This window comes from Teichococcus aestuarii, from assembly GCF_042651065.1.
Taxonomy (GTDB): Bacteria; Pseudomonadota; Alphaproteobacteria; order Acetobacterales; family Acetobacteraceae; genus Pseudoroseomonas; species Pseudoroseomonas aestuarii.
The window spans coordinates 21120-45083 of the sequence record NZ_JBHSCH010000034.1; the positions used below are offsets into that span (position 1 = coordinate 21120).

The 23964-nt window shown below is 71.6% G+C and carries 32 protein-coding genes; 29 read left to right on the forward strand and 3 right to left on the reverse strand.

Annotated features, from left to right (window positions below; genetic code table 11):
- Nucleotides 1-115 precede the first annotated feature (115 nt).
- The 20 genes from ACFOY6_RS13900 (at nucleotide 116) to ACFOY6_RS13995 (ending at nucleotide 15773) form a co-directional block, all read left to right on the forward strand.
- On the forward strand, nucleotides 116-823 hold the full coding sequence (locus ACFOY6_RS13900) for a hypothetical protein (RefSeq protein WP_379651302.1): 708 nt from the start codon (nucleotides 116-118) through the stop codon (nucleotides 821-823).
- Nucleotides 783-2975, forward strand: a complete 2193-nt coding sequence (locus ACFOY6_RS13905; protein WP_379651304.1) for a phage terminase large subunit family protein — start codon at nucleotides 783-785, stop codon at nucleotides 2973-2975. Before ACFOY6_RS13900 ends, ACFOY6_RS13905 begins: the two co-directional genes overlap by 41 nt.
- Before the next feature lie 7 nt (nucleotides 2976-2982).
- Nucleotides 2983-3240, forward strand: coding sequence for a gpW family head-tail joining protein (gene gpW / locus ACFOY6_RS13910; RefSeq protein ID WP_379640721.1), 258 nt, complete (start codon nucleotides 2983-2985; stop codon nucleotides 3238-3240).
- On the forward strand, nucleotides 3237-4883 hold the full coding sequence (locus ACFOY6_RS13915) for a phage portal protein (RefSeq protein WP_379651306.1): 1647 nt from the start codon (nucleotides 3237-3239) through the stop codon (nucleotides 4881-4883). The genes gpW and ACFOY6_RS13915 overlap by 4 nt, the downstream gene beginning before the upstream one ends.
- A gap of 11 nt (nucleotides 4884-4894) precedes the next feature.
- A complete protein-coding gene (locus tag ACFOY6_RS13920) occupies nucleotides 4895-5179 on the forward strand; it encodes a hypothetical protein (protein ID WP_379651308.1) in 285 nt (94 codons plus the stop codon).
- Nucleotides 5179-6057, forward strand: coding sequence for a S49 family peptidase (locus ACFOY6_RS13925; protein WP_379640723.1), 879 nt, complete (start codon nucleotides 5179-5181; stop codon nucleotides 6055-6057). The genes ACFOY6_RS13920 and ACFOY6_RS13925 overlap by 1 nt, the downstream gene beginning before the upstream one ends.
- 53 nt (nucleotides 6058-6110) lie before the next feature.
- The gene (locus tag ACFOY6_RS13930; RefSeq protein ID WP_379651310.1) at nucleotides 6111-6830 is read left to right on the forward strand and encodes a hypothetical protein; all 720 of its coding nucleotides are present in this window, start codon (nucleotides 6111-6113) and stop codon (nucleotides 6828-6830) included.
- A gap of 12 nt (nucleotides 6831-6842) precedes the next feature.
- Nucleotides 6843-7229: a head decoration protein gene (locus ACFOY6_RS13935; protein ID WP_379640725.1), complete on the forward strand. Its 387-nt coding sequence runs from the start codon at nucleotides 6843-6845 to the stop codon at nucleotides 7227-7229.
- Between the two features lie 98 nt (nucleotides 7230-7327).
- On the forward strand, nucleotides 7328-8362 hold the full coding sequence (locus ACFOY6_RS13940) for a major capsid protein (RefSeq protein WP_379651312.1): 1035 nt from the start codon (nucleotides 7328-7330) through the stop codon (nucleotides 8360-8362).
- A 6-nt stretch (nucleotides 8363-8368) separates the two neighbouring features.
- Complete coding sequence (locus tag ACFOY6_RS13945; RefSeq protein WP_379651314.1) at nucleotides 8369-8707, forward strand: head-tail joining protein; 339 nt, start codon at nucleotides 8369-8371, stop codon at nucleotides 8705-8707.
- Nucleotides 8704-9255, forward strand: a complete 552-nt coding sequence (locus tag ACFOY6_RS13950) for a hypothetical protein (RefSeq protein WP_379651316.1) — start codon at nucleotides 8704-8706, stop codon at nucleotides 9253-9255. The genes ACFOY6_RS13945 and ACFOY6_RS13950 overlap by 4 nt, the downstream gene beginning before the upstream one ends.
- A gap of 12 nt (nucleotides 9256-9267) precedes the next feature.
- Nucleotides 9268-9426 carry a DUF2635 domain-containing protein gene (locus tag ACFOY6_RS13955; RefSeq protein WP_379640676.1) on the forward strand — a complete coding sequence of 53 codons (159 nt, stop codon included), beginning with the start codon at nucleotides 9268-9270 and terminating at the stop codon, nucleotides 9424-9426.
- Nucleotides 9416-9640 carry a hypothetical protein gene (locus ACFOY6_RS13960; protein WP_379651318.1) on the forward strand — a complete coding sequence of 75 codons (225 nt, stop codon included), beginning with the start codon at nucleotides 9416-9418 and terminating at the stop codon, nucleotides 9638-9640. Before ACFOY6_RS13955 ends, ACFOY6_RS13960 begins: the two co-directional genes overlap by 11 nt.
- Nucleotides 9640-11118: a phage tail sheath subtilisin-like domain-containing protein gene (locus ACFOY6_RS13965; RefSeq protein ID WP_379640729.1), complete on the forward strand. Its 1479-nt coding sequence runs from the start codon at nucleotides 9640-9642 to the stop codon at nucleotides 11116-11118. The genes ACFOY6_RS13960 and ACFOY6_RS13965 overlap by 1 nt, the downstream gene beginning before the upstream one ends.
- A gap of 3 nt (nucleotides 11119-11121) precedes the next feature.
- The gene (locus ACFOY6_RS13970) at nucleotides 11122-11490 is read left to right on the forward strand and encodes a phage tail tube protein (protein WP_379640679.1); all 369 of its coding nucleotides are present in this window, start codon (nucleotides 11122-11124) and stop codon (nucleotides 11488-11490) included.
- A 2-nt stretch (nucleotides 11491-11492) separates the two neighbouring features.
- On the forward strand, nucleotides 11493-11801 hold the full coding sequence (locus tag ACFOY6_RS13975) for a phage tail assembly protein (RefSeq protein WP_379640680.1): 309 nt from the start codon (nucleotides 11493-11495) through the stop codon (nucleotides 11799-11801).
- A 126-nt stretch (nucleotides 11802-11927) separates the two neighbouring features.
- Entirely contained in the window at nucleotides 11928-13880 is a 1953-nt protein-coding gene (locus tag ACFOY6_RS13980) for a phage tail tip lysozyme (protein WP_379651320.1), read from the forward strand.
- Nucleotides 13877-14638, forward strand: a complete 762-nt coding sequence (locus tag ACFOY6_RS13985) for a DNA circularization N-terminal domain-containing protein (protein ID WP_379651322.1) — start codon at nucleotides 13877-13879, stop codon at nucleotides 14636-14638. The genes ACFOY6_RS13980 and ACFOY6_RS13985 overlap by 4 nt, the downstream gene beginning before the upstream one ends.
- Nucleotides 14635-15198, forward strand: coding sequence for a hypothetical protein (locus ACFOY6_RS13990; protein WP_379640683.1), 564 nt, complete (start codon nucleotides 14635-14637; stop codon nucleotides 15196-15198). Before ACFOY6_RS13985 ends, ACFOY6_RS13990 begins: the two co-directional genes overlap by 4 nt.
- A 275-nt stretch (nucleotides 15199-15473) precedes the next feature.
- Nucleotides 15474-15773: a phage baseplate assembly protein gene (locus ACFOY6_RS13995; RefSeq protein ID WP_379640684.1), complete on the forward strand. Its 300-nt coding sequence runs from the start codon at nucleotides 15474-15476 to the stop codon at nucleotides 15771-15773.
- Between the two features lie 11 nt (nucleotides 15774-15784).
- On the opposite strand, the gene ACFOY6_RS14000 is transcribed toward ACFOY6_RS13995, so the two are convergent.
- The 3 genes from ACFOY6_RS14000 to ACFOY6_RS14010 all read right to left on the reverse strand — a co-directional run bounded on the left by ACFOY6_RS14000 (nucleotide 15785) and on the right by ACFOY6_RS14010 (nucleotide 16859).
- Nucleotides 15785-16249: a hypothetical protein gene (locus tag ACFOY6_RS14000; protein WP_379640685.1), complete on the reverse strand. Its 465-nt coding sequence runs from the start codon at nucleotides 16247-16249 to the stop codon at nucleotides 15785-15787.
- A gap of 108 nt (nucleotides 16250-16357) precedes the next feature.
- Entirely contained in the window at nucleotides 16358-16627 is a 270-nt protein-coding gene (locus ACFOY6_RS14005; RefSeq protein WP_379651324.1) for a BrnA antitoxin family protein, read from the reverse strand.
- The gene (locus ACFOY6_RS14010) at nucleotides 16578-16859 is read right to left on the reverse strand and encodes a BrnT family toxin (protein WP_379651326.1); all 282 of its coding nucleotides are present in this window, start codon (nucleotides 16857-16859) and stop codon (nucleotides 16578-16580) included. The genes ACFOY6_RS14005 and ACFOY6_RS14010 overlap by 50 nt, the downstream gene beginning before the upstream one ends.
- Before the next feature lie 81 nt (nucleotides 16860-16940).
- Here ACFOY6_RS14010 and ACFOY6_RS14015 point away from each other — a divergent pair, with 81 nt between their 5' ends.
- The 9 genes from ACFOY6_RS14015 to ACFOY6_RS14055 form a co-directional block, all read left to right on the forward strand.
- Nucleotides 16941-18071 (forward strand): phage baseplate assembly protein, encoded by a 1131-nt coding sequence (locus tag ACFOY6_RS14015; RefSeq protein ID WP_379651328.1) that lies wholly within the window; start codon nucleotides 16941-16943, stop codon nucleotides 18069-18071.
- Nucleotides 18068-18583: a phage baseplate assembly protein domain-containing protein gene (locus ACFOY6_RS14020; protein WP_379640689.1), complete on the forward strand. Its 516-nt coding sequence runs from the start codon at nucleotides 18068-18070 to the stop codon at nucleotides 18581-18583. The genes ACFOY6_RS14015 and ACFOY6_RS14020 overlap by 4 nt, the downstream gene beginning before the upstream one ends.
- Nucleotides 18580-19029, forward strand: a complete 450-nt coding sequence (locus ACFOY6_RS14025; RefSeq protein WP_379651331.1) for a phage GP46 family protein — start codon at nucleotides 18580-18582, stop codon at nucleotides 19027-19029. The genes ACFOY6_RS14020 and ACFOY6_RS14025 overlap by 4 nt, the downstream gene beginning before the upstream one ends.
- A 7-nt stretch (nucleotides 19030-19036) precedes the next feature.
- Entirely contained in the window at nucleotides 19037-20140 is a 1104-nt protein-coding gene (locus ACFOY6_RS14030) for a baseplate J/gp47 family protein (RefSeq protein ID WP_379651334.1), read from the forward strand.
- Between the two features lie 3 nt (nucleotides 20141-20143).
- Nucleotides 20144-20737 carry a YmfQ family protein gene (locus ACFOY6_RS14035; protein ID WP_379640691.1) on the forward strand — a complete coding sequence of 198 codons (594 nt, stop codon included), beginning with the start codon at nucleotides 20144-20146 and terminating at the stop codon, nucleotides 20735-20737.
- Nucleotides 20734-21567, forward strand: a complete 834-nt coding sequence (locus ACFOY6_RS14040) for a glycine-rich domain-containing protein (protein ID WP_379640692.1) — start codon at nucleotides 20734-20736, stop codon at nucleotides 21565-21567. Before ACFOY6_RS14035 ends, ACFOY6_RS14040 begins: the two co-directional genes overlap by 4 nt.
- An 11-nt stretch (nucleotides 21568-21578) precedes the next feature.
- The gene (locus ACFOY6_RS14045) at nucleotides 21579-22055 is read left to right on the forward strand and encodes a hypothetical protein (RefSeq protein WP_379651336.1); all 477 of its coding nucleotides are present in this window, start codon (nucleotides 21579-21581) and stop codon (nucleotides 22053-22055) included.
- Nucleotides 22056-22057: 2 nt separating this feature from the next.
- A complete protein-coding gene (locus ACFOY6_RS14050) occupies nucleotides 22058-22402 on the forward strand; it encodes a hypothetical protein (protein ID WP_379651338.1) in 345 nt (114 codons plus the stop codon).
- Between the two features lie 44 nt (nucleotides 22403-22446).
- Nucleotides 22447-23964: hypothetical protein (locus ACFOY6_RS14055; protein WP_379651340.1), on the forward strand; the 1518-nt coding region annotated here is incomplete at its 3' end.

Genomic DNA, 23964 nt, shown 5'->3' on the forward strand with positions numbered 1-23964 from the left:
CCGGCCTCGCCTCCGCCGGCCTCCCCCCACCCCCCTTCTTGGGTCCTTCCTGGAGGGGGGTGGGGCGCGGGCCATTTCACCCCGCGCTCCAACCCCAGCTGAGGGGGTCAAAATCTTGTCCGCAGTGTCCGCACCCCTGTCCGCAGGGATCTCCATCCGCGAGTTCGCCCGTCGCGAGGGCTGCAACGACAAGCTGGTCCGGCGCGCCATAAATGGCGGATTCCTCGGCACTTTGCCCGATGGATCGCTGGACCCGGCGCTGGTCGGCAGCGGCTGGCGCAAGGCCAACCGGCATGCGGACAAGGCTGCGGACACCTCTGCGGACACTGCGGACATGTCCGCACCTCCTGTCCGCACTGTCCGCGCCCCTGTGTCCGCACCGGCGGGCGTCCTCGAGGAGCGGGAGGAGCAGCCGCGCGGCGGCGCCCTCCGGCGCCAGCGCCGCCCGGAGGAGCCGGAGGACGGCGACGACGAGGATCTCGACCTGGACGAGTTCGCCCGCCAGGTGCTCGGCGGCCGGACGCCCACGCTCGCCGTCTCGGAACGCGCCAAGCAGGCCGCCCTGGCACTCAAGCAGGTGCTGGCCGCCCAGCAGGCGGCGAACGCCCTGGTGGAGCTCGCCGTGGCTCAGACGGTGCTCTTCAAGACGACCCGTCAGGCGCGCGACGCCTGGATGAACTGGCCGACCCGCATCGGCCCGCTGCTGGCGGCCGATTTGGGTCTGGAAGCCGCCAAGGTGGTTGAGGCCCTGACACCCTATGTCCAGCAGCAGCTTGAAGCGCTTGGAGAGCCGGAAGCCGACTTCACCTCTCCCGAAGACTGAGCAGCTCTTTCTGTCCGCCCGGAAGGGCTGGACCCCGCCGCCGCGCATCAGCGTCCCCGACTGGGCGGACAAGGTCCGCAAGCTGGCCAAGGAGGCCGGCAGCGCGTCCGGCGACTGGAACACCGGCACGGTGGAGGTGGCCCGCGGGCCGATGCTCGCTGTCACCGAGCCCGGCGTGCACATCATCACCGCGATGGTCTCCACGCAGCTGCTGAAGACGGCGCTGCTGGAGAACGTCTTCGGCTTCCACGCCCACCTCGACCCCTGCCCGATGCTGCTGATCCAGCCCAAGGAGGCGGCGGCCGAGCAGTTCTCGCGCGAGCGCATCACGCCGATGGTCCGGGCGACCCCGAAGCTGCGGGCGCTGGTCGGCAGCTCCAAGACCCGCAAGGGCGACGAGAGCCTGCTCTACAAGAGCTTTCCCGGCGGCTTCCTGGCGCTGGCCGGCGCCGGCAGCCCGGACAACCTGGCGCGCCGGCCGATCCGCGTGCTGCTGTGTGACGAGGTCGACAAGTACCCGGTCACCCGCGAGGGCGACCCGATCATGCTGGCGGAGGAGCGCACCGCCTCCTTCGCGCTCAATTGGCTATCGCTCCGCGTCTGCTCGCCCACCGTCGAGGACGAGAGCCGCATCGAGGCGAGCTACAAGGAATCCGACCAGCGCCGGGCCTCGATCGCCTGCCCGGACTGCTCGCACCGCCAGTTCCTCGACTTCTTCAAGCATGTCGATTGGGAAAAGGACGGCGGCACCCACCGCCCCGAGACAGCGCGGATCTACTGCGAGGCCTGCCGCCATGGCTGGTCGGAGGGCGAACGCCTGAAGGCGCTGGCGACGATCCGCCATCACCAGACGCGGCCCTTCACCTGCTGCGGCGAATACCAGATGCCGCTGGAAGCCTACGAGCGCGCCTGGCGCGCGGCGGAGGAGCCGGACGAGGACGGCGTTCTGCAGCCCTCACCCGCGGCGGCCGATCCGGTCGATGCCGTCTGGGACTGGTGGACCGGCCCGCGCTGGGCGGTCTACCGGGCCAAGTGCCGCCACTGCGGCAGCTGGGCGGTGCCGAACAAGCACGCGGGCTTCCAGGCTGGCAAGCTCTACTCCCCCTGGCAGAAGGACCGGCCGGCCGACATCGCCGAGAAGTGGCTGGCCGCGCAGGGCGACGAAGACCGCAAGCTGACCTGGTGGAACACCCAGGCCGGGCTGCCCTACCGGGCGCACGGCATCAAGCAGCTCGCCGTCGAGAAGCTGGCGCAGCGCGGCGAGGTGTGGGCCGGCCAGGTGCCCTTCGGCGTCGGCATCCTGACGGTCGGCGCTGACGTGCAACCCGACCGTGTCGAGCTGGAGCTGGTGGGCTGGGGGCACAACGAGGAGAGCTGGTCGCTCGACTACGTGGTGTTCGAGGGCGACGCCAACAGCGACGAGGTCTGGGACCAGGTCGATGCCTACCTCAAGCGCACCTTCTACCGCGAGGACGGCCGCCCGTTCGTCATCTCGGCGACCTGCATCGACACCGGCGGCCACAACACCGAGAAGGTCTACCAGTTCTGCAAGGCGCGGCTCGGCCGCAAGATCTGGGGCATCAAGGGCGAGAGTGCGACCAACGGGCAGCGCAACCCGGTCTGGCCCACCAAGCGCCCGATGGCGCGCACCAAGGCCACCTACCGGCCCATCGTCATCGGCGTGAACAGCGCCAAGGACGTGGTGCGCAGCCGCCTCGGCCTGGAAACGCACGGACCCGGCTTCATGCATGTGCCGTCCGACCGCGACATCGGCTGGTATAGCCAGCTGCTGGCCGAGCGGCAGAAGGTGGTCGAGAAGGGCGCCAAGCGGTACCGCGTCTGGGAACCTCTCCCGGGCCGGCGCAACGAGGCGCTGGACTGCCGGGTCTACGCCTATGCCGCTCTGTGCGGCCTGGTGCACCTCGGCACCGCGCTGAACCGCCGTGTGGCCGATGTCGCGCTGCCCTACCAGCCGGCGCCGGGCGAGATCCCGCCGCCGGCAGCCATCCCGGCTATGACGCCGGCGGCCCCACCGCCGGCCACTTCCCCTGCCACGCCCGGCGCGCCTCGGCCGCCGGCATCCACCACCGCGCCGGCACCCGCTACGGCGCCCCGTCCGGCCGTGCCCCGCAAGGCGCGCTGGGTCACCTGAGGACAGCATGTCAGCCACCATCCAGAGCGGCACCTTCGCCGGCATGACGCATGCCGAGCTGGGGGCGCAGCGTGCCCAGCTGCAGCAGGCGCTGCTGCAGCTGGCCGCGGGGGCCAAGGTGGCCTCCGTCTCCTATGCCCAGGGCAATGGCTCGCGCACGGTCAGCTACACGGCCGCCGACGAGACCCGCATCCGCGGCCTGATCCGGCAGATCAACGCCGCGCTCGGTCAGCCCCGGCGTGCCATCGGCGTGGTGTTCCGGTGAGCCGCCGGCAGCGCCGCCTGGCCCGTCGCCAAGCCGCCGCGGCGGCGACGGCCAGCCAGGCGATGACCCCGGCACAGCGCGGCGCACCGGGCGGCATGGGCGGCGCCTTCGCCTATGACGCGGCGGGCTTCGGGCAGGAAACGGCCGAGTGGAATCCCTGGCTGCGCTCGCCCGATGGCGAGATCAACCAGGACCGCGACCGCATGGTCGCCCGCCAGCGCGACCAGGTGCGCAATGACGGCTGGGCCACCGGCGGCGTCACGCGGATCCTCGACAGCGCCATCGGCTCGCAGTTCCGGCTGGTCGCCAAGCCCGACTACCAGGCGCTCCGCCGCTACGGATCGGCCTTCGACGCGGTGTGGGCCAACGAGGCCAGCACCGCCATCGAGGCCGAGTACCGCATGTGGGCGGATGATTCCGGCAAGCACGCGGACGCCGCGCGGCAGCTGACCATGACGCAGATGTTCTGGCTCGGCCTGCGCCACAAGCTGATCGACGGCGACGCACTGGCGGTGATGCTGTGGACGCCGGAACGCGTCGGCTACGGCGGTGCGCGCTACGCTACCAGCGTGCAGATGATCGACCCCGACCGGCTCTCCAACCCGCAGCAGCAGATGGACACGCGCTATCTGCGTGGCGGCGTGGTGGTGGACGATCTGGGTGCCGCCGTGGGGCACCACATCCGCCAGGCGCACCAGGGCGACTACTTCAACGCGGCCGAGGCGCAGAATTGGGACTTCTTCCCGCGCGAGACGCCCTGGGGCCGGCCCATCGTGGTGCACGACTTCGAGGTGGAGCGCCGCGGCCAGCACCGCGGCGTCAGCGTCCTGTCGTCGGTGCTGCCGGCGATGCGCATGCTGACCCGATACGACCAAGCCGAGCTGCAGCAGGCGCTGCTGCAGACGATCTTCGCGACCTTCATCCAGAGCCCCTTCGATCCGGAGGACGTCAACAACGCCCTCAACGAGGGCGGGCTCAGCGAGTACCAGAAGCTCCGCCAGGACTACCACGGCAGCAACCCGATCTCCCTCGGCGGCGCGCGCATCCCGGCGCTGGCGCCCGGCGAGGAGATCAAGTCGGTGGCCGCGACCCGGCCCAACAGCGGCTTCGAGGCGTTCCAGAGCGCGGTGCTGCGGCGCTTTGCCGCGGCGACCGGCCAGTCGGCTGAGCAGCTCACCTGGGACTACAGCAAGACCAACTACAGCTCTGCCCGCGCGGCGATGCTGGAGGCCTGGAAGACGCTGAAGCGGCGCCGCGACAACTTCGCGGTGGGCTTCGCCAACCCGATCTACGGGGCCTTCCTGGAGGAGGTCTTCGACCTGGGCCGGGTGCCGCTGCCGCGCAACGCGCCGTCCTTTGTCGAGATGCGCACCGCCTACATGCGCTGCGACTGGATCGGCCCGGCGCGTGGCTGGGTGGATCCCGTGGCGGAGCGGCAGGGCGCGGTGCTCGGCATGGAAGCGGGCTTCGGCACGCTGGAAGACGAGTGCGCCGAGCAGGGCCGCGACTACGTGGAGGTCCTCGACCAGCGGAAGCTGGAGGTGGGGATGATGAAGGAGCGCGGCCTGCCCCTGCCCACCTGGGCCATGGGCTCGCCGCTGTACCAGAACCAGCAAGGCCAGCTGCCCCGCCAGGACGGCTGAAAGGCATCCGCATGACGAACCTCAAGCGCCGCGGCCTGCTGGGCCTCGCGGCGGTGCTGCCGCTTGCCCTGCGCGCGGCGCCGGCTGCTGCGGCCCGGGCGCACACCGCCACCCTCTCCGCGGTCACCGGTGAGAGCGTGCTGGGCTTGGCGGCACCCGGCAGCAGCCACCTCGGGGTGACACTGGCCCGCTCCGGGGCGCTGCACCCCGGCCCCATCCCCCCGGCCCGACGCCAATCCGCGTCGGCAGCCACGCCCGCCCCCTGGGGCTGGGACACGCTGGAGAACGTCCGCTGATGACCCGCTTCCCCCATCTGGCGCAGCGGCTGTTCAACACGCCCATCGCAATCCACCCCGGCAAGGCCGAGGTGGTGATGGCCGCGCTGGCCGACCGGCTCGGCATCACCCACCTCTTCCGGGGTGGCGAGCTGCTGGCCCTGGCGCCGATGGCTTTCGACCAGGAGGACGAGGGCGAGAGCTTCGGCCGCAAGGCCAAGGCACGGCCCTACGAGGTGGTGGCCGGCGTCGCCATCATCCCGGTCACCGGCACCCTGGTGCAGAAGCTCGGCAGCCTGACGCCCTGGTCCGGCATGACCGGCTATGACGGCATCCGGCTGAACCTGCTGGCGGCGCTGGACGATCCCGAGGTGCAGGCCATCGCCCTGCTGATCGACAGCCCCGGCGGCGAGGTGGCCGGGTGCTTCGACCTGACCGACTTCGTCTACGGGCTGCGCGGTCAGAAGCCGCTGCACGCCATCCTGGACGAGAGCGCCTACTCCGCCGCCTACGCCCTCGCCAGCGCCTGCGACCGCATCACCGTGCCCCGCACCGGCGGCACCGGCAGTGTCGGCGTCATCGGCATGCATGTCGACTTCTCCAAGGCGCTGGGCAGCGCCGGCGTGGCGGTGACCATGATCCGCTACGGCGAGCTCAAGGCCGAGGGCAACGAGTACGAGCCGCTCACCAAGGGCGCGCTGGGGCGCATGCAGGCCGACATCGACACGATGGGCGAGCTGTTCATCGAGACCGTCGCGCGCAACCGCGGCCTCAAGGCCTCGGCGGTGCGGGCCACCCAGGCCGGCACCTTCCTCGGCAAGGCCGGGGTTTCCATCGGCTTCGCGGACGCGGTGCGCGCTCCCCAGGCCGCCATGGCGGACTTGGTCCGCTCCCTCTGACACCCCGCGCCCGGGCCGATCTCGGCCGGCGCCCCCATCCATGAGGTTACCCCATGCCCCGACCGCTGCTGCGGGCGCTGTCCTTCGCGCACCTGCTCGGCCATGCCGGCAAGAACGCCCGCGCCGAGGATGAGCGCGAGGACGAGGACAAGGCCAAGAAGGCGCGCCGCGCCTCCGAGGACGAGGAGGACGACAAACCGCAGGGCCGTCGCGCCTCCGATGATGAGGACGAGGACGACAAGCTGCAGGGCCGCCGCGCTTCCGAGGAGGAGGACGAGGACGACAAGCCGAAGGGCCGCCGCGCCTCCGAAGAGGAAGACGAGGACGACAAGCCGAAGGGCCGGCGTGCCTCGGAGGACGAGGAGGAGGATGAGCGCGACCCCAAGGGCCGCCGCACCGCCGCCGAGGAGGATGATGAGGAGGAGCAGGACGAGGCGGACGAGCGCGACCCCAAGGCGCGCGCCGCCCGCCGTCGCGAGCGCGCCCGCTGCGCGCGCATCTTCGGCTCCAAGCATGCTACCGGCCGCGTCGCCGCCGCCGCGCAGCTGGCCTTCTCCACCAAGATGAGTGCCCGCGAGGCCATCGGCGTGCTGGCCAGCCTGCCGGCCGATGGCGGCGGCACCGGCGCCCGCTCGGGCGGACTGGGCGCCGCCATGGGCGCGCTCGGCACGCCGCGCCCCACCGGCTCCGCCCCGCCCGCCCCCACCGGCCGCCAGGCCGTGGCCTCCTCCTGGGATGCCGCGGCCAACCGCGCCGGCATCCGCAGCAAGTAAGGGACCGCCTCGATGGTCAGCCCTGTTCTCAACGAGCGCTTCTATCCGGGCGCTTTCATCATCAGCGAGGCCAACGGCCTTCGCTCCCGCGACAGCATCGTCGTCAAGAATGCCGGTGGCTCCGACCTGGTGCTGGATGGCGGCCTGGTGCTGGCGACCCTGACCGCCGATGGCAGCGCAGTGCCCTACGACAACGCGGGCACCGATGGCAGCGAGGTCGCCTCCTGCATCCTCTACGGCGGCGTCATCGTGCCCGCCGGCGGGCAGAAGCGCGTCGCCATCGTGGCGCGCGATGCCGAGGTGAACGCGTCCGAGCTGCGCTTCGAGGCGGCGGTGGACGCGGCCGGCCGCACCGCCGGGCTGGCTGACCTGGCCACGCGCGGCATCATCGCCCGCTGACACCCTGCGCCCGCATCTGCGGGCGCCTTTCCTGCAGCCCTGGGCCTGGACCCTGGCGCGCCCCATGGCGCGCGGCCGCCCGGATGGAGCATCCCGCCTTGACCATCCTGAACCTGTTCCGCCAGGACGCCTTCTCGGCCCTGGAGCTGACGAGCTTTGTCGAGCGCACGCCCTTCCTGCCGACCGGCCTGGGCTCGCTCAACATCTTCACCGACAAGCCCATCCGTACCACGGCGCTCGCCGTCGAGGAGCGCAACGGCGTGCTGGTGGTGATCCCGACCAGCCAGCGCGGCGCGCCGCTGACCGAGCGCACCACGGAGAAGCGCAAGATGCGCTACTTCGAGACGCCGCGCCTGGCGCATGGCGACACCATCAATGCCTCCGAGCTGCAGGGCATCCGCGAGTTCGGCACCGAGAGCGTGCTGATGCAGTTGCAGACCGAGGTGGCGCGGCGCCTGGCCGGCCCCACCGGCCTGACCAGCAACATGGAGTACACCTGGGAGCGGCACCGCCTCGGCGCCGTGCAGGGCCTGCTGCTCGATGCCGACGGCTCGGTGCTGTTCAACTGGTTCGACGAGTTCGGCGTCACACAGCCCGACGAGATCGCCTTCAACCTCAAGGCCACCACGCCCAAGGATGGCGACCTGCGCCGCAAGTGCAACGCGGTGGTGCGCGACATGCAGCGCAAGGCACAGGGCGCCTGGACCCCCACCACCCGCGTGCAGGCGCTCTGCGGCGACGAGTTCTGGGACGACCTGATCAGCCACCAGGACGTGGTGAAGACCTACCTCAACTGGCAGGCGGCCGCCGAGCTGCGCCAGGGCGCGGCCTTCTCCTCGATGCACTATGCCGGCATCGACTGGCTGAACTACCAGGGCTCCAACGACCAGAGCACCATCGCCATCGGCGCCGACAAGGTGAAGTTCTTCCCCGTGGGCGCGCCCGGCGTGTTCGAGCGCGCGCTGTCCCCGGGCGAGACCTTCGACTGGGTGAACACCCCCGGCAAGCCGATCTACGTGCTGCCGATCTTCGACCGCGACCGCAACAGCTGGTGGCGCCAGGAAGCCTACTCCTACCCGCTGCACATCTGCACGCGGCCGGAGATGCTGCAGAGCGGCCGCGCCGGCACCTGACGCGCCATGGCCATCGACTTCGGTGCGCTGAACGCCGCCGTCATGGAGGCCTTCGCCGAGCCGGAGCGGGTGGCCTACCAGCCGCGCGGCCAGGCCGGCCTGCTCTGGGTGCGGGCGATCTATGACCGCTTCCAACTCCAGGCCCTGCTGGATGGCGATGCGCCGGTCTCGGTCATGCAGACGCAGATCGGCGTCTGTCAGGCCGACTTCCCGCCGGGCTTCGTGCATGACGCGGGCGACCGCGTACAGGTCCGGGGCATCAGCTTCGTCGCCAGCGACGCACAGCCGGACGGCCAGGGCTGGGTCTACCTGCCCGTCAAGAAGATCGGCAGCGCCGGGCCATGAGCGATACCGACTGGCCCTCCGCCCGGGCCCGCATCCGCCACGCCGTGGTGGAGCTGCTCAAGGCGCGCGTGCCGGCGGTGCGGCGCCGGGTCTATCGCGGGCGCAGTTGGCCGCTGCAGGAGCGCGAGCTGCCGGCGCTGCTGGTCTATGCCTGGCAGGAGGACAAGAAGGCGCCGGCCGGCGCCGGCACGGCCGTCACCTCCTACGCCGTCGAGCTGACGCTGGCAGTCGAGATCCGGGTGGCCGAGGCCTCCCGCGCCGGCGAGCAGGCCGAGGCGGTCGAGGACGAGCTGGAGGCGCTGGCCGGCGCCGTCACCGATGCGGTCATGCAGGCGCCCGAGCTGCTCGGGCGCACCGGCCTGATCGAGCGCATCGAGGGCGTGCGGACCACCTTTGGCGTCCATGGCCGCGACGCCGAGCAGACGCTGGGCCGTGCCCTGGTCGCCTTCGATCTGCGCTTCAGCGAGCGCTACCGGCTGCTGCCGCCGCCCATCGTCTGCGACGAGCCCACTCTCACCTTCGCGCCGCGCTTCGACGCCGCGCCATAAGGACCTCCACCCATGAAGGTGATCCCCTCGGAGGGCCGCGCGGTGCGCGACCCCGAGTTGCGCGACCTGCTGCCCGCCGAGGGCCGCGACGTGCCGCGCACCGACTACTGGCTGCGCCGCCTGCGCGATGGCGACGTGGTCGAGGCGCCGGAGGCTGCCGATGGCAAATGATCGCCTCGAGATCCAGCGCGTCGGCAATGGCTGGATGATCTCGCCCATGCGGCTCTCCTACCTGGAGCCAGCGCGGGCCACCGAGATCCGCGTCGCCCGCACGCCTGAGGAGGTGCTGGAGGCGGTGCAGGGCTTCCTGGCCGCTGAGCGCCTGCAGGCGATGCTGGCCGCGCCCGAGTTCACCCCCAACCTTGCCCAGGAGGCCCCCCGCTGATGGTCGGGTTCCGCGACATCCCCGCCGCGCTGCGGGTGCCCCTGTTCTTTGCCGAGCTGGACAACAGCCAGGGCAACACCGGCAGCGAGGCGCAGCGCACCCTCGTGATCGGCCAGATGACCGCCGCTGGCACCCTGCCCGCCGGACTGCCGGTGATCGACCAGGGCGCCGAGTGGCGCCGCGGCGCCGCCGGTGCCGGCTCCGAGCTGGCCCGCATGGCGGCCGCCTATCGTCGGCGCGACAGCTTCGGTGAGCTGCACCTGCTGCCGCTGGCCGATGCCGGTGCCGGCGTTGCGGCCACGGGCTCGGTGGCCTTCACCACTGCTGCCACGGCCGCTGGCACGCTGAACCTCTATGTGGGCGGCGAGCGGGTGCAGATGCTGGTGGTGCCGAGCCAGACGCCGGCGCAGCTGGCCACCGCCCTGGCGGCCGCCATCACCGCGCAGCCCGACCTGCCGGTGACCGCCGCGGCCGCGACGAGCACGGTGACGCTGACCGCCAAGAACAAGGGCCTCAACGGCAACCAGCTGCCGCTGATGCTGAACTACCGCGGCGCCGCCGGCGGCGAGGCCACCCCGGCCGGCCTCGGTGTCACGCTGACCCAGATGACGGGCGGCACCACCAACCCGGCGCTCGACGCGGCGCTGGCCAACCTGGGCGACCGGACGTTCGACTTCATCGTCTGCCCGTTCACCGACAGCGCCTCCCTCGCCTCCATCCGGGCCTTTCTGGCCGCGCGCTGGGCCTGGGACCGGATGCTGTACGGCCACGCCTTCGCGGCGACCGCCGGCACGCTGGGTGACGCCACCACCTTCGGCCTGGCGCAGAACGACCCGCATCTGACGGTGATGCCGGCCCATGACAGTCCGACGCCGCCGGCGATCTGGGCCGCCAACCTGGTGGGCGCGCTCGCCGTCAGCCTGCGCGCCGACCCCGGCCTGCCGCTGCACGGCCTGCCGCTCGACGTGCTGCCGCCGCCGGCGGAGAAGCGCTTCACCATCGGCGAGCGCAATGTGCTGCTGTTCGACGGCATGAGCACCCACACGGTGGCCGACGATGGCACGGTCACCACCGAGACCATCATCACCACCTACCAGCGCAACGCCGCCGGCGTGGCCGATGACAGCCAGCTCTATGTTGAGCGGATGTTCGTCGTGATGGCGGTGATCCGCGACCTGCGGGCCTTCGTCACCACCACCTTCGGCCGCATGAAGCTGGCCGATGATGGCACCGGCGCCCGACCGGGCTCGCGCATCGTCACGCCCAGCATCATCCGCGATGCGCTGCTCGGCCGGTACCGGTTCCTGGAGCGCCAGGGCCTGGTGCAGGACTACGAGGCCTTCGCCGCGGCGCTGGACGTCCAGCGCAACGCCTCCAACCGCTGCCGCGTCGACGGGCTGATCCCCATCGTGCCGATCGACCAGCTGCGCCAGTTCGCCGCGGTCGTGCAGCCCCGCAACTCCAGCCAGGGAACCTGATCCATGGCCGACAATTCGCGCCGCCTCGCCGGTCTCGTCTGGCTCTGGATCGAGGGCGTCGAGTACGAGGTGGTGTCGCAGCCGCAGTACGGCGTCTCCTCGGTCACGCGCACCACGCTGGCCAGCATGCGCGGCGTCAGCGGCTACTCCGAGACGCCGAAGCCGGGCTTCATCGCCGCGACGATCCGCGACGACGGCACCTTCAACGTGCGCGACTTCCAGGACATGACCAACGTCTCGGTGACCCTGCAGCTGGCCAATGGCAAGCGCATCAGCGGCACCGGCCTCTGGACGGTCGAGGCCGTCGAGGTGGACTCCACCGAAGCCACCTTCGCGGTGCGCTTCGAAGGCGAAGACGTGCGGGAGGGCTGATCGTGGACGACATCTACACCGACGAAGAAACCGTCATCGAGGAGAAGCCGCCGCTGCGGATCCGCTTCGCGCCGTTTGAGGTCGGCGGCAAGACCTACGACAGCATCGTCGTCAGCGAGCCCACCGCCGGCCAGCTGCTGGCGATGGGCAAGCAGACCGAGGCGGTGCAGCAGATCCTGACGCTGATCTCGCTGAACGCCAGCATCCCCATGCCGGCGGCGCACCGTCTGCCGCAGCGGGTGATTGAGCGGGCCAGCGAGCACTTCGCGTCTTTTTCGCCGCCCTCCCTGGCGAAAGCTGGCGAGGGCTGATCTCCACCGTGACCCTGGCCTATGGCTGGGGTCCCTTCGAGGCGGAGAAGCTGCCCGTCACCCGCCTGCTCTGGTGGGCGCGCGAGGCGGTGCGGCTGAAGGCCGCGAAACCCGGAGAATCCTGACATGGCGGCCGCCGCCGGCACCCTCTCGGTCACGCTCAGCGCGGTCGACCGCATCACCGCGCCCATCGCCCGCATCGCCGCGACCGTCACCCGCCTGCAGGGCCAGCTTGGCCAGGCCGGCAGCCGGCTGCGCAGCCTGAGCCAGTTAGACCGCCTCTCCGGCGCGGCGCGGCGCGTGGCGCATTCCATGGCGCAGATCGTCCCGCCCCTCTCCGCTATCACCGGCGCCGCCAGCATCGCCGGCGTCATCGGCCTGGCGAGCCGCTGGGCGGCCTTCTCCGCCCAGATGGGCACCACCGCCTACCGGGTGATGGCAACCGTCTCCAGCCTCACCGCGCTGCAGAATGCGGGTCGGCTGGCCGGCGTCTCGGCCGAGGCGGTGGCCCAGGGCCTGCAGGGCCTGGGCGATGCCCTCTCCGACGCGGTGGGCGGCCGCGACACCACGGCGCTGCAGTACCTTGGCCTGCTCGGCATCCGCATGCGTGATGCCGTCGGTCAGGCCCGCAGCGCGACCAATGTGCTGCCCGAGGTGGCGGACGGCATTGCCCGCATCGCCGATCCCCGCCTGCAGGCGCGGGTGATGAGCGCGCTGCGCCTGCCAGAGTCCATGCTGCCCTTCCTCAAGGAAGGCTCCAAGGGGCTGCGTCGCTGGGAGGAGGATGCCCAGCGCTTTGGCGTCATCACCGAGCGCGGCGCGGAGATCGGGGCGAAGTTCGCCCAGACCCAGGAGCGCCTCAAGATGGCGGCCGAGGGGCTGGTCAACAGCGTCGCCCAGCGCCTGGCGCCGGTGATCGGCCCCATGCTGGAGCGGCTCACCGGCTGGATCGCTGCCAACCGCGAGCTGATCGCCCAGCGCGTCGAGGAGGTGGTCACCCGTCTCGCCGCGGCGGCCGAGCGCTTTGTCTCCGAGGGCGGGCTGCAGGACATCGCGACGCGCATCGGCGACATCGTCACCGGCATCACCGGCATGGTGGAGGCGATGGGCGGGTGGGAGAAGGCCGCCATCGGCCTGGGCGCGGTGCTGACCGCCAACCTGGTTCTGCCGCTGGCTGCCATCGCCACCTCGCTCACCGCCATCGGCGCCTTTCGGGCGCCGGGCTGGATGGCCCGCATGATGGGCGGCGCGGGGCTCGGCGCGGCGGGCGCGGTGGGCGCCGGGCTCTTTGGCGAGCGTGCCATCAATAGCGCCCTCGGCCTCGACCATGAGGCTTATGCAGCCCAGCGCGAGCGCGGCCGGCAGGCGGGCTATGACCAGCTGACCGGCTGGCTCAGCGCCTTTGTGCAGGGCCTCCGGCGCAACACCACCCCTGGCGGCGGCGCCCAGCAGCGCTTTGGTGCCCGCGGCGGAGCGGCGTCCGCTGCACTGCCCGGGCATGGCAACGAGGCGCCGGGCGACCGCCAGCGCCAGGCCTTTGCCTACTTCCGCAGCCAGGGCTGGTCGGCCGAGCAGGCTGCCGGCCTGGTGGCCAATCTGCGCCATGAAAGCGGTGCGGGGCTCAACCACCGCGCTGTGGGCGACGGCGGCGCCTCGCACGGCATTGCGCAGTGGCGGGATTCGCGCCTGCAGGATTTCCGCCTCTGGGCCGGCAAGGACATCCGTGAGAGCAGCTTCGAGGACCAGCTGGCCTTCGTGCAGCACGAGCTGACCGCGGGCCGGGAGCGCGCGGCCGGCGATGCGTTGCGCGCCGCGCAGAGCGCCGCCGAGGCCGCCGCGACAGTCTCCCGCCGCTACGAGCGCCCGGCCCGGGCCGAGGCGGAGGCAGCCGCCCGCGCCAGCACCGCCGAGGGGCTGCTGCCACGCCTGCAAGGGCCGGCCGCACCGTCCGCTGCGGCGCCGCAGCGCATCGACCTGCGCATCTCCGGCCTGCCGGCCGGGGTGACCGCCACCACCACGACGCGCGACCCGAATGGCGGGGTGCGCGTCGAGCGCGCCATGCCGGGCAGCCTGCCATGAGCTGGCAGGACGCGCTGCGCCCGGCCACTTGGCGCGGCCTGCCCTTTGCGGTCTGGCACACCGACACCCAGGTGAGCCGCCGCGTGGCGCCGCACGAATATCCCTACCGCGACACCGCCTGGGTCGAGGATCTCGGCCGCGGCATGCGGCGCCTCTCCGTGTTGGGCTTCCTGGTCGGCGACGACTGCCTCGACCAGCAGGACCGCATGATCGAGGCGGCGGAGCGGGAAGGGCCGGGCGAGCTGATGCACCCGACCCTCGGGCTGCGCCAGGTCAGCCTGGTCAACCTCGCCACCACCTCGCGGCACGATCTGGGACGGGTGGTGGAGCTGTCCTTTCAGTTCCTGGAGGCGGGCGAGCGGGTCTACCCGGAGTTCGGCCAGGATGGGCTCTCCTCCATCCTGGCCGCCGCCGACGCGGCGGATCAGGCGGCGGCGGGCGACTTTGCAGCCCAGGCCGGCGCGGCGCTGCGCCAAGGCGCGGCGGCGGCCGACCAGGCGCGGCGCACGCTGCGCGGCTGGACGTCGACCGTCACGCGCCTGTCGCTCGACGCGCGCAACCTGCTCGGTGCGGCGAGCGGCCTGGTGCCGGGCGCCGACCGGGTGGTAAGCAGGTACATGTCCGGCCCGAAGAGCCCGCTGGCGGCACTGGACCGCGCCACCAACACCGTCAATGCCCAGCTCACCCGCGTGTCCCGCACGCAGCGCGCGGTCGGCCAGGCGGTCAGCGACATCACCACCCTGGCGGATCGGCTATGAGCACCACCACCGACCTTGCGGAAGGCCTGCAGGACCTGGTCGCCACCCTGCGCGGCATCACACTGGATCCAGCGGCGCAGATCACCCTGCTGGCGCCGCTGGCAAGGTTCACGCCCGGCGAGAGCCCTGGCGGCGGCACGGTGGGTAGGGCCATGGCCACCATGCAGGCGGCAGTGGGCGCGGCCTGCCGCCGCGCTGCCTTGGTCGCCATGGCGCGTGCCGCGGCCGCCAGCGCCCCGGCCTCCTACGATGAGGCTGTGGCGCTGCGCGACCAGCTCTGCGGCCTGCTGGAGGCGGAGGAGCTGGTGGCGGGGGATCTTGGCGACGATGCCAGCCTCGCCGCACTGCGGGCACTTCGCGGCGCGGTGCAGCAGGATCTGACGCGCCGCGCGGCGGATTTGGAGACGCTGCGCACGGTCAGCGTGCCAGGCACGCTGCCAGCGCTGGTGCACGCCTACCGGCTGTACCGCGACATCGACCGCGCTGAGCAACTCGCCGCTTATGCCGGCGCGGAGGATCTGAACTTCATGTCCCCGGCCTTTCAGGCTTTAGGCCAGTAAAGCAGTCTGCCACTCGCGGATTACAGGAATTACTGCTCCTGAACCGACACGATTTGCACTCATTTTTATTTGTCTGACCAATGTATAAAAAAGCAGAAAATGGCATTAGCGCCATCATTATCCCCAGAAATTTTCCAGGAATGAGTATAGCCGCCGATGTTCCAACTAAGGCCATCCCGATCATCACGCTCCAGATCATTTTTACCCCTAATCACAGAAACGTGAGAACGGCTCAAAATCTATATCGTTCTCGGTAAAATTGTAAGGTCGATCTGATGCCTCACGACGGTGAGCTGACGCTCCTGGTCGAGGGCCGGCGGCTGTCGGGCTGGCAGGAGATCCGCGTCTCGCGCGGCATCAAGCGCTGCCCCAGCGACTTCGACATCACCCTGACCGAGCGCTTCCCCGGCGAGCTGGACGGCGTCACCGCATGCCCCGGCAGCGCCTGCCAAGTGCTGCTCGGCCAGGATGTCGTGGTCACCGGCTTTATCGGCCGTGCCGAGCAGCTCGCCGCCTACGCAGCCGCCGAGGATCTCAACTTACTACCTGTCAGTTTCAACGCCTTGGCACGGTGACCGACATCGCGTCAGGCCATGTCGCCCTGCTCTTCGATCAGACTCCACTTCTCGCGATAGGGTTCAAGCCAGCCCTTGCTGTAGCCAAGACCAGGGTCCACCCGATCATAGTCAGGAAGGAAGCGGCGAAAGTCCGTGTCGGTCCGCTGCTGTCCAGATTTTCCAGGTGCAGCAAGCCACGCCTGGTGCGTGCTCGCGATCACCGTCGCAACGATAGTGCTGGGAACGATGAAGCACATGGGCAAGGCCGAAAGATCCGCGCCAAAATCGACGAAGGCATAGAACAGGTTCTGTGAGGCAATGCTTTCGTGTTTGCGGCTCATGTGCCAGCCGCCATCGTTCCCCTTCTCGACGCGCGTCTTCACCTGAATGGCCGAAAGGCGCGCGCCGATCTGGTCCGTGACAAGAATATCCGTGTTGGGCACGCCAACCGGCGCTAGAGCAGCGATCAATCCCCGGCGCAGCAGCTGGCACATGACGTAGTGTTCGCCTGCGGCCCCCAGCACGGTCGATTTTGAAACCACCTTGCACCCTCGCCCTGCCGCTTCATGCGCACAGCATAAATCCAGCGTGTATGTACACGCTCAACTGGCTTTTGGCAGATCCAGCGCCTTGCGCAGAGCCGCATTGATCCGGCTCTGCCAGCGCGGCCCGGTTGCTCGCATGCGCTCGACCACATCCTGATCCAGGCGCAGCGTCACCTGCACCTTGGGATTGGCCACTGCGGGACGGCCGCGGCGGACCACCGTCTCGCCCTCCCGTACCTCGGCCTTGGCAAAGAATGCGTCGGTCAGCTCGGGCGCGTCATCCGGATCCACCCAGGTGGACGCGCCAGCGGTGTTCTTCTTTGGCATGGGCGTGCCTCATGGAAATGACCCGCCGCGCGGTGCCGCGGGGGGTCCAGACAAAGACCACGAGCCGGCTGTCCAGATAGCCCGCCGTGATGAAGCGGGCCTCACCGTAATCCATCCGGTCGTCGGGCACTGTGGCGTGCAGGCCCGCGAACACCTTCGCCGCATCCTGAAAGTCCAGTCCCCGCTCCTGCAGGGTCTTCTCTCGCTTGGCGGCGTCGAAGGTGATCCTCACCCATTAAACGTAGCTACATTTAACCCGCTCCGCAAGCGTGGCCGGCGCCCGCCGGCGACGCGGTACCCCACAGGACATTCCATGCCCGACGACGGCGAGCTGACGCTCCTGGTCGAGGGCCGGCGGCTGTCGGGCTGGCAGGAGATCCGCGTCTCGCGCGGCATCGAGCGCTGCCCCAGCGACTTCGACATCACCCTGACCGAGCGCTTCCCCGGCGAGCTGGACGGCGTCACCGCGCGCCCCGGCAGCGCCTGCCAGGTGCTGCTCGGCCAGGATGTCGTGGTCACCGGCTACATCGACCGCTACTGCCCGAGCATCGACCGCAGCACGCACCGCCTGCGCGTGCTGGGTCGCGGCCGCTGCCAGGACCTGGTCGACTGCGCCGCCTGGCTGCGCGACGCCCACGGCCAGCTCATGCTGGCCAGCACCCGGGCGCTCGCCGCCCAGCTTGCCGCCCCCTTCGGCATCAGCGTCACCGCGCCCGATGGCGACGGCCTGACCGTGCCGCAGTTCAACGTCATCCTGACCGAGAGCTCGTGGGACATCATCGAGCGCGTCGCACGCCACTCCGCGTTGCTCGCCTATGAGGGCGCGGACGGCAACCTGATCCTGGCCCGCGCCGGCACCGACCGCATGGCCAGCGGCTTCCGCCAGGGCCTCAACGTCGAGGCCGCCTCCGCCGTCTTCGGCACCGACCAGCGCTTCAGCCTCTACGAGGTGGTCTGGCAATCGATCGATGTGCTGACCGACATCGCCCGTGCCGCCGGCGGCGATGCCGCCTGGAACCAGCGCGCCCGCGTCGCCGACATTACGGTCGGCGCCGACCGGCCCGGCACCGGCCGGCGCTTCCGGCCCAAGATGCTGGTCTCCGACCAGGAGCAGTTCGGCCAGGACATCGCTACCCAGCGGGCGCTGTGGGAGCGCAACCGGCGCAATGGCCGCTCCTGCGCAGTCAGCATCACCGCCGACAGCTGGCGCGACGCCGCCGGCCGGCTGTGGGAGCCCAACACCCTCGCCTCGGTGCACCTGCCGGCGCTCGAGATCCGCGACGCCACTTGGCTGATTGCCGAGGTCACCTACCGCCGCGGTGCCGAGGGCACTCATGCCGAGCTGCTGCTGATGCCGCGCGAGGCCTTCGAGCCCGAGCCCATCGTCCTGCAACCCTTCGATGCCCAGGTCGCCCAGGCCCTGCGGGCAGGAGCCACCCCATGAGCAGCGCCCTCGAGCGCCTCTATGGCCGCCTCGTCTCGCTGGTGGCCATCGGCCGCATCACCGCCACCACCGCCCTGCAGGGCCGCGGCCTGCGTCGGGCGCAGCTGCGCATCGACGAGGCGGAGGCGCGCGACGCCACGCCGCTGCTGGCGCAATACGGGCTGGCCACCCGGCCGCAGCCCGGCGCCCAGGCGGTGGTGCTGTTCCTGACCGGCGACCGCAGCCGCGGCCTGGTCATCGCCACCAACGACGCCCGCTACCAGATCGAGCTGGCCGAGGGCGAGGTGGCGCTGCACGACGATCTGGGCCAGCGGATCCACCTGACCCGGCAGGGCATCGTCATCGACGGCGGCGGCCGCGCCGTGCGGATCCAGGGTGCGCCGGAGATCATCGCCGACACCGCGCAGCTCACCGTCACCGGCGACGTGGTCGCCGGCGGAATCAGCCTGACCCAGCACCGCCATGGCGGGGTGCAGGCCGGCGGCGCCCAGACCGGGATGCCCGCGCCATGAGCCAGGAAATCGCCCTGGCCTGGGATCGGGAGGGCCTCACCGCCGACTGGCAGCGCCTGCCCGAGGGCGACCTGGTCACCGGCCCGCCGCTGGTGACGCTGGTCTTCGTGTCGCTGTTCACCGATCGCCGCGCCAGCGACGACGACGCGCTGCCGCCGGGCGAGACCGACCGCCGCGGCTGGTGGGGCGAGCTGCTGGACGACCAGCCGGTGGGCTCGCGCCTGTGGCTGCTGCGCCGCGCCAAGCGCCTGCCGGAGACGCTGCGCCTGGCGCAGGACTATTGCCGCGAGGCGCTGGCCTGGATGATCGAGGCCGGCCTCGCCGCCCGCATCACCGTCACCGCCAGCTGGCACGGCCGCAGCCAGATCCGCGCCAGCATCCTCCTCCACCGCGCCGATGGCACGGCGCGCAGCGTCACGGCCGACTGGGCCTGGCAAGGGACCTGACCCCGACATGCCCTTCGAGCGACCCACCCTGCGCGCCCTCGGCGCGCAGGCCCTGGCCGACATGGCCAGCGTGCTGCGCGTGCCCGCCATCCTGCGCGCCTCGCCCGTGGCCATCCTGGCCAAGGCCTGCGCCGGCCTGGTGCACGGGCTTTACGGCTATCTCGACTGGATCGCCCGCCAGGCGGTGCCCTTCACCGCCACGGGCGAGTTCCTGGCCGCCTGGGCGGCGCTGGTCGGCATCCTGCGCAAGGCGCCCAGCGCGGCCACCGGCACCGCCGTCTATGGCGGCACGGTGGGCGCGGTGCTGCCCGAGGGCACCGAGCTGGTGCGCCAGGCCGATGGCGCACTGTTCCGCACCACAGCGCTCGCCGTCATCGGCAGCGATAGCGCCCTGATCGTGCCGGTGGTCGCGCTGGAGGCCGGTGCGGCCGGCAATGGCACGGCCGGCGCGACGCTGGTCATCCGCTCCGCCGTGCTCGGCGTGAATGCCGCCGGCACCGCCGGCCTGATCACCGGCGGCGCCGATGAGGAGCGGGGGGAGGATTTCCGCCAGCGCATGCTCGACCGCTTCCGCGCACCTCCGCAGGGCGGCGCGGTGGCCGATTACGAGACCTGGGCCCGGGCCGTGCCGGGCGTTACCCGCGCCTGGATCGCGCCGAATGGCATGGGCGCCGGCACGGTGGTGGTCTACGCCATGCTGGACGACGCCCAGGCTGGCGCGGGCGGCTTTCCGCAGGGCGCCGATGGCGTCGCCGCGGCCGAGACCCGCGCCACGCCGGCCACGGGCGACCAGCTCACCATCGCCGATGCGCTCTACCCGCTCCGCCCGGCCACTGCCCTGGTCTATGTCGTGGCGCCCACCCCCTATCCGGTCGACTACGTCATCACCGACCTGGCGCAGGACAGCGTCGGGACGCGCACCGCCATCGCCGAGGCGCTGCGCGGCATGTTCCGCCGCCAGGGCGCGCCGGGCGGCCAGATCTTCCAGTCGGATTCCATCGGCGCCATCGCCGGCGCCGAGGGGGTGACGCGCTTCAACCTGGTCTCGCCAGGGCTGGTACAGGCCCCACCCGGCGCGCTGCCGGTGCTCGGCACCATCAGCTGGAGCTGACCGATGCGGAGCGCCGAAGACCACTGCGCCGCGCTGCTCGCCCTGCTGCCCACCGGCCCGGTCTGGCCGCGCGAGCCCGGCTCCACCCTGGCCACCATCGCCCTCGGCGTCGCCACCCTCACCGCCCGCCTGCAGGCGCGCGCGGCCGGGCTGCTGGCCGATGCCTTCCCGGCGACCGCCTATGAGCTGCTGCCCGAGTGGGAGGCCAGCCTCGGCCTGCCCGACAGCTGCGCCGGTGCGGCGCCGACGCTGCAGCAGCGCCGCGCCCAGCTCACCGCCCGCCTGACCGCGCAGGGCGGCCAGTCGGTGCCCTACCTGGTCGCCCAGGCGGCGGCGCTGGGCTTCTCGATCACCGTCGAGGAGTTCGCCCCCGCCCGCGCCGGCCTGCTCCGCGTCGGCCAGCCGCTGCACGGCGAGGCCTGGGCGCACACGCTGCGCATCCGCGCACCCGCCACCACCGTGACGCGCTTTCGCGTCGGCCAGTCGCTGGTCGGCGAGCCGCTCGCCGCCTGGGGCAATGCCGCCCTGGAATGCAGCCTGCGCCGCCTCGTCCCGGCCCACACCCTCCTCCTCTTTGCCTACGGGGACTCCCCATGAAACGGATCCAGAGCAGCACCGCGGTGACCACGCCGCCGGCGGTGCCGGCGCTCTCGGGCAACCTCGGCTACTTCACCGAGGGCGACCCGGCAGGCGGCATCCCCGCCACCAACGTGCCGGCCTGGTGGATGAACGGCGTCCAGGACGAGCTGGTCGGCCTGATCGAGGCCGCCGGCCTCTTTCCGCTGGCCAGCAACACCGCCCAGGTGCTGGCCGCCCTGCGCCTGATGTTCGGGGCGCGCCTGTCGGTGTTCCTCACCTCGGGGGCGGCCGTGGTGCCGGATGGCAAGACGCAGGGCCTGGTGCTGCTCTGGGCGCCGGGCGGCGGCGGCGGCGGATCTCTCGGCACCGGCTCGGCCGGCAGCGCGGGCGGCGCCGGCGAATGCCGGGTCGGCATCGTCAACGGCCTGACACCCGGCCAGTCGATCCCCGTCACCGTGCCGGGCGGGGGCTCGGGCGGGGCGGGCACGCCCAGCAATGGTGGTGCCGGCGGCAATGCCAGCTTCGGCGCATACCTCACCGCCATCGGCGGCGGCGCCGGCCTCGCCGGCAACAACACGATCCAGACGGGCGGCGCCGGGGCGGGCGGCACGGGCGGCTCCGGGGGCCAGCTGGTCATCGCGGGGCGCGTCGGCGGCCTCGGCATCAACTACGGCGGCGTGCCGGGCGGCGGCGTCGGCGGCAGCGCCTTCATGGCGTCGACCCCTGGACCCTCGGTCAACGGCGCCGGCGCCGGCGGGGTCTTTCCGGGCGGCGGCGGCAATGGCGGCGCCGGCGGCTTTAGCGGCGGGGCCGGCGCCAACGGCCTCTGCCTCGTGCTCTGGATCTGAGGAATAGCGACATGACCAGCACCCGATACGCTCATGTGGTCGATGGCGTCGTGCGCAGCCTCTACCAGCGGCCCGACACCTTCGCGGACCTGCCGCTCGACGCCTTGATGGCGCCGGAGATCGCGGCGCAGATGGCGCCGCTGCCGGAAGACCAGGCCAGCCAGGTGCTGGAGGGCTGGCGCTGCGAGGCTGGCACCTTCCTGCCGCCGCTGCCGCCCGAGGCGCCGCCGCCGACGCCGATCCGCGTCATCACCCCGCGCCAGTTCCGGCTGCGCTTCACGCTGGCGGAGCGCGGCGCCATCACCCTCGCCGCCAGCCAGGCGCTCGCGGCGGGCGACGCGACGCTGCAGGTGTTCCTCGATGACCTGGCCGCCAGCCAGGAGGTGGAGCTGGACCATCCGGATCTGGCCGCAGGCGTGCAGGCCCTGGTGACCGCCGGGCTGATCGATGCCGCCCGGGCCGCCGAGATCCTCTCCGTGTCGGCCTGACCATGCCAGCCCCGCCCCCGGGCCCGCCCGACCTGGTGCTGGCGCTTTCCTCGGCCGCCCACCCCGACATCGTGCTGCCCCGCGTCTGGATGGGCGAGGGCGTGCGTCTGGTGGTCGAGGGCCGCGATGCCATGACCGGTGACGCTGCCGGCCTGCAGGCGCTGCGCTTCACGCTCATCCGGCCGGATGGCCTGCGCATCGTCGCGCCGCCCGCCCTGATCGTACACGGCGCGACCAATCTGGCCTGGCTCGACTGGGTGCTGGACCAGCCGGGTCGCTGGCACATCCAGGCACGCTGCGCCGAGCCCCGTCCCGCCCTGGACTGGCTGACCATCGACGCCGTCTGACCGCCACGCTTCGGCGTGGCCCGCTGTTTCACAGGAGAATCCGAATGGCGAACCCGGTGCTGATGCCGGCGCCCGATGCTGTGATGGTGCTGCCACAGGGCACCACCCTGACCGGCCAGCTGATCACCGAGCTGGCCGAGATGGAGGCGCTGACCGGCCAGGAACAGCTGGTCGGCGTGCAGGACGCCGCAGGCCTTCCTCTCGGCCGTGCCCTGCCGGTCCGTGTGCTGCGCGAAGACGTGGCCCAGGTGGCCGCCGAGGCCATCGCCTCGACTGTGGTCAGCGAGGCCGGCCGCGTGGCCCGGGAAACCGTCGACGCCTCGGTGGAGGGCCTGCAGGAGATTGCCCGCCAGGCCGCGACGCCGGCGGCGCAGGAGGCAGCCCGCGAGGAGGTCGCTCCCTCCGTCGCCGCAGCAGCCGAGAGTGCTGGCCAGGCGGAGGCTGCGAAGCAGAGCGCCGAGGCGGCGCAGCAGCGCACGGAAGCCGCCGCCCAGAGCACCGAGGCCGCGGTCCTCAACGCCGCGCCACAGCGCCCGAGCGTGGCGGCCCTGGTGGCAGCCTGGAGCGCCGTAGGGGCTGGCGAGGGTGCGCTGGGGGTGGTCTTCACCATCGGGCCGGAGGAGGGCGTCTATCGCCTCCAGGACGGCCTGCCGGTGCGTACAGGCGACACGGAGCGGCAGAAGAAGGCGTTTGCCCTGGCCGAGGCCCAGCGCACCAGCACCGCCGCGCGGGCCCTGCCCGTGCTCGGCATGGTCGCGCCCGACGTGGTCACCGACAACCTCTGGGAGGTCACCGACCCGGCCGGCCGGCCGCTGCTCGACATCGGTGAGGATCTGACCCTCGGCATGGCCGGCGTGCTGCTGCGCGGCGACCTGATGAGCCTGGAGGACTATTCCTGGGGGCTGCGCACCGAGGCCGGCAAATGGCTCATTTCCGGCGAGGATGATGGCACGGCCGGTGTCGCCGCCCTCCTTCTCTACGGGCAGCAGCTCGCGCCGATGTCGGTGGCCGACGATGAGCTGCCGCTACTCGAAGACCAGGACGGGCATGCGCCGCTCCGCTGGCAGGAGGGCGGCTGGCTCGGCCTGCACATCGGCGACAGCCAGATCCGCCGCGTCACGCTGGCGCCAATGCAGGTGTCGTTCCCGCAGGGCTTCGTCACGCCGGATGAGCGCGTGGTGCTGGGCATCCACGACAACGCCACGGTGGAGGCGCGGCTCTCGCCGGATGCGCGCGACGACCTGCAGGCCGACAGCTATCTGCCGCCCGAGACCCTGCGCGGCATCGCCGCCTTCAATGTCAGGCGGCACCGCAACTCTCGGCTGATCGTCGGCACGGTGCAGGACAGCACCGGCCGCGCCTACGATGTCGTGCAGCTCGCCGACCAGTACGATCTGCAGACGCTGGCTGACAGCGCATCGCCGCTGGTGCTGCTGATCAACTACGGCCAGAGCAACAACGGCGTGCAGGGCGGGCCGCTGCTGGGGCCGATCCCGCAGCCGCAGTTTCCGCATCACTTCCTGATGCTGGGCGATCCCTCCTACTGGCCGCAGGCCTATGCC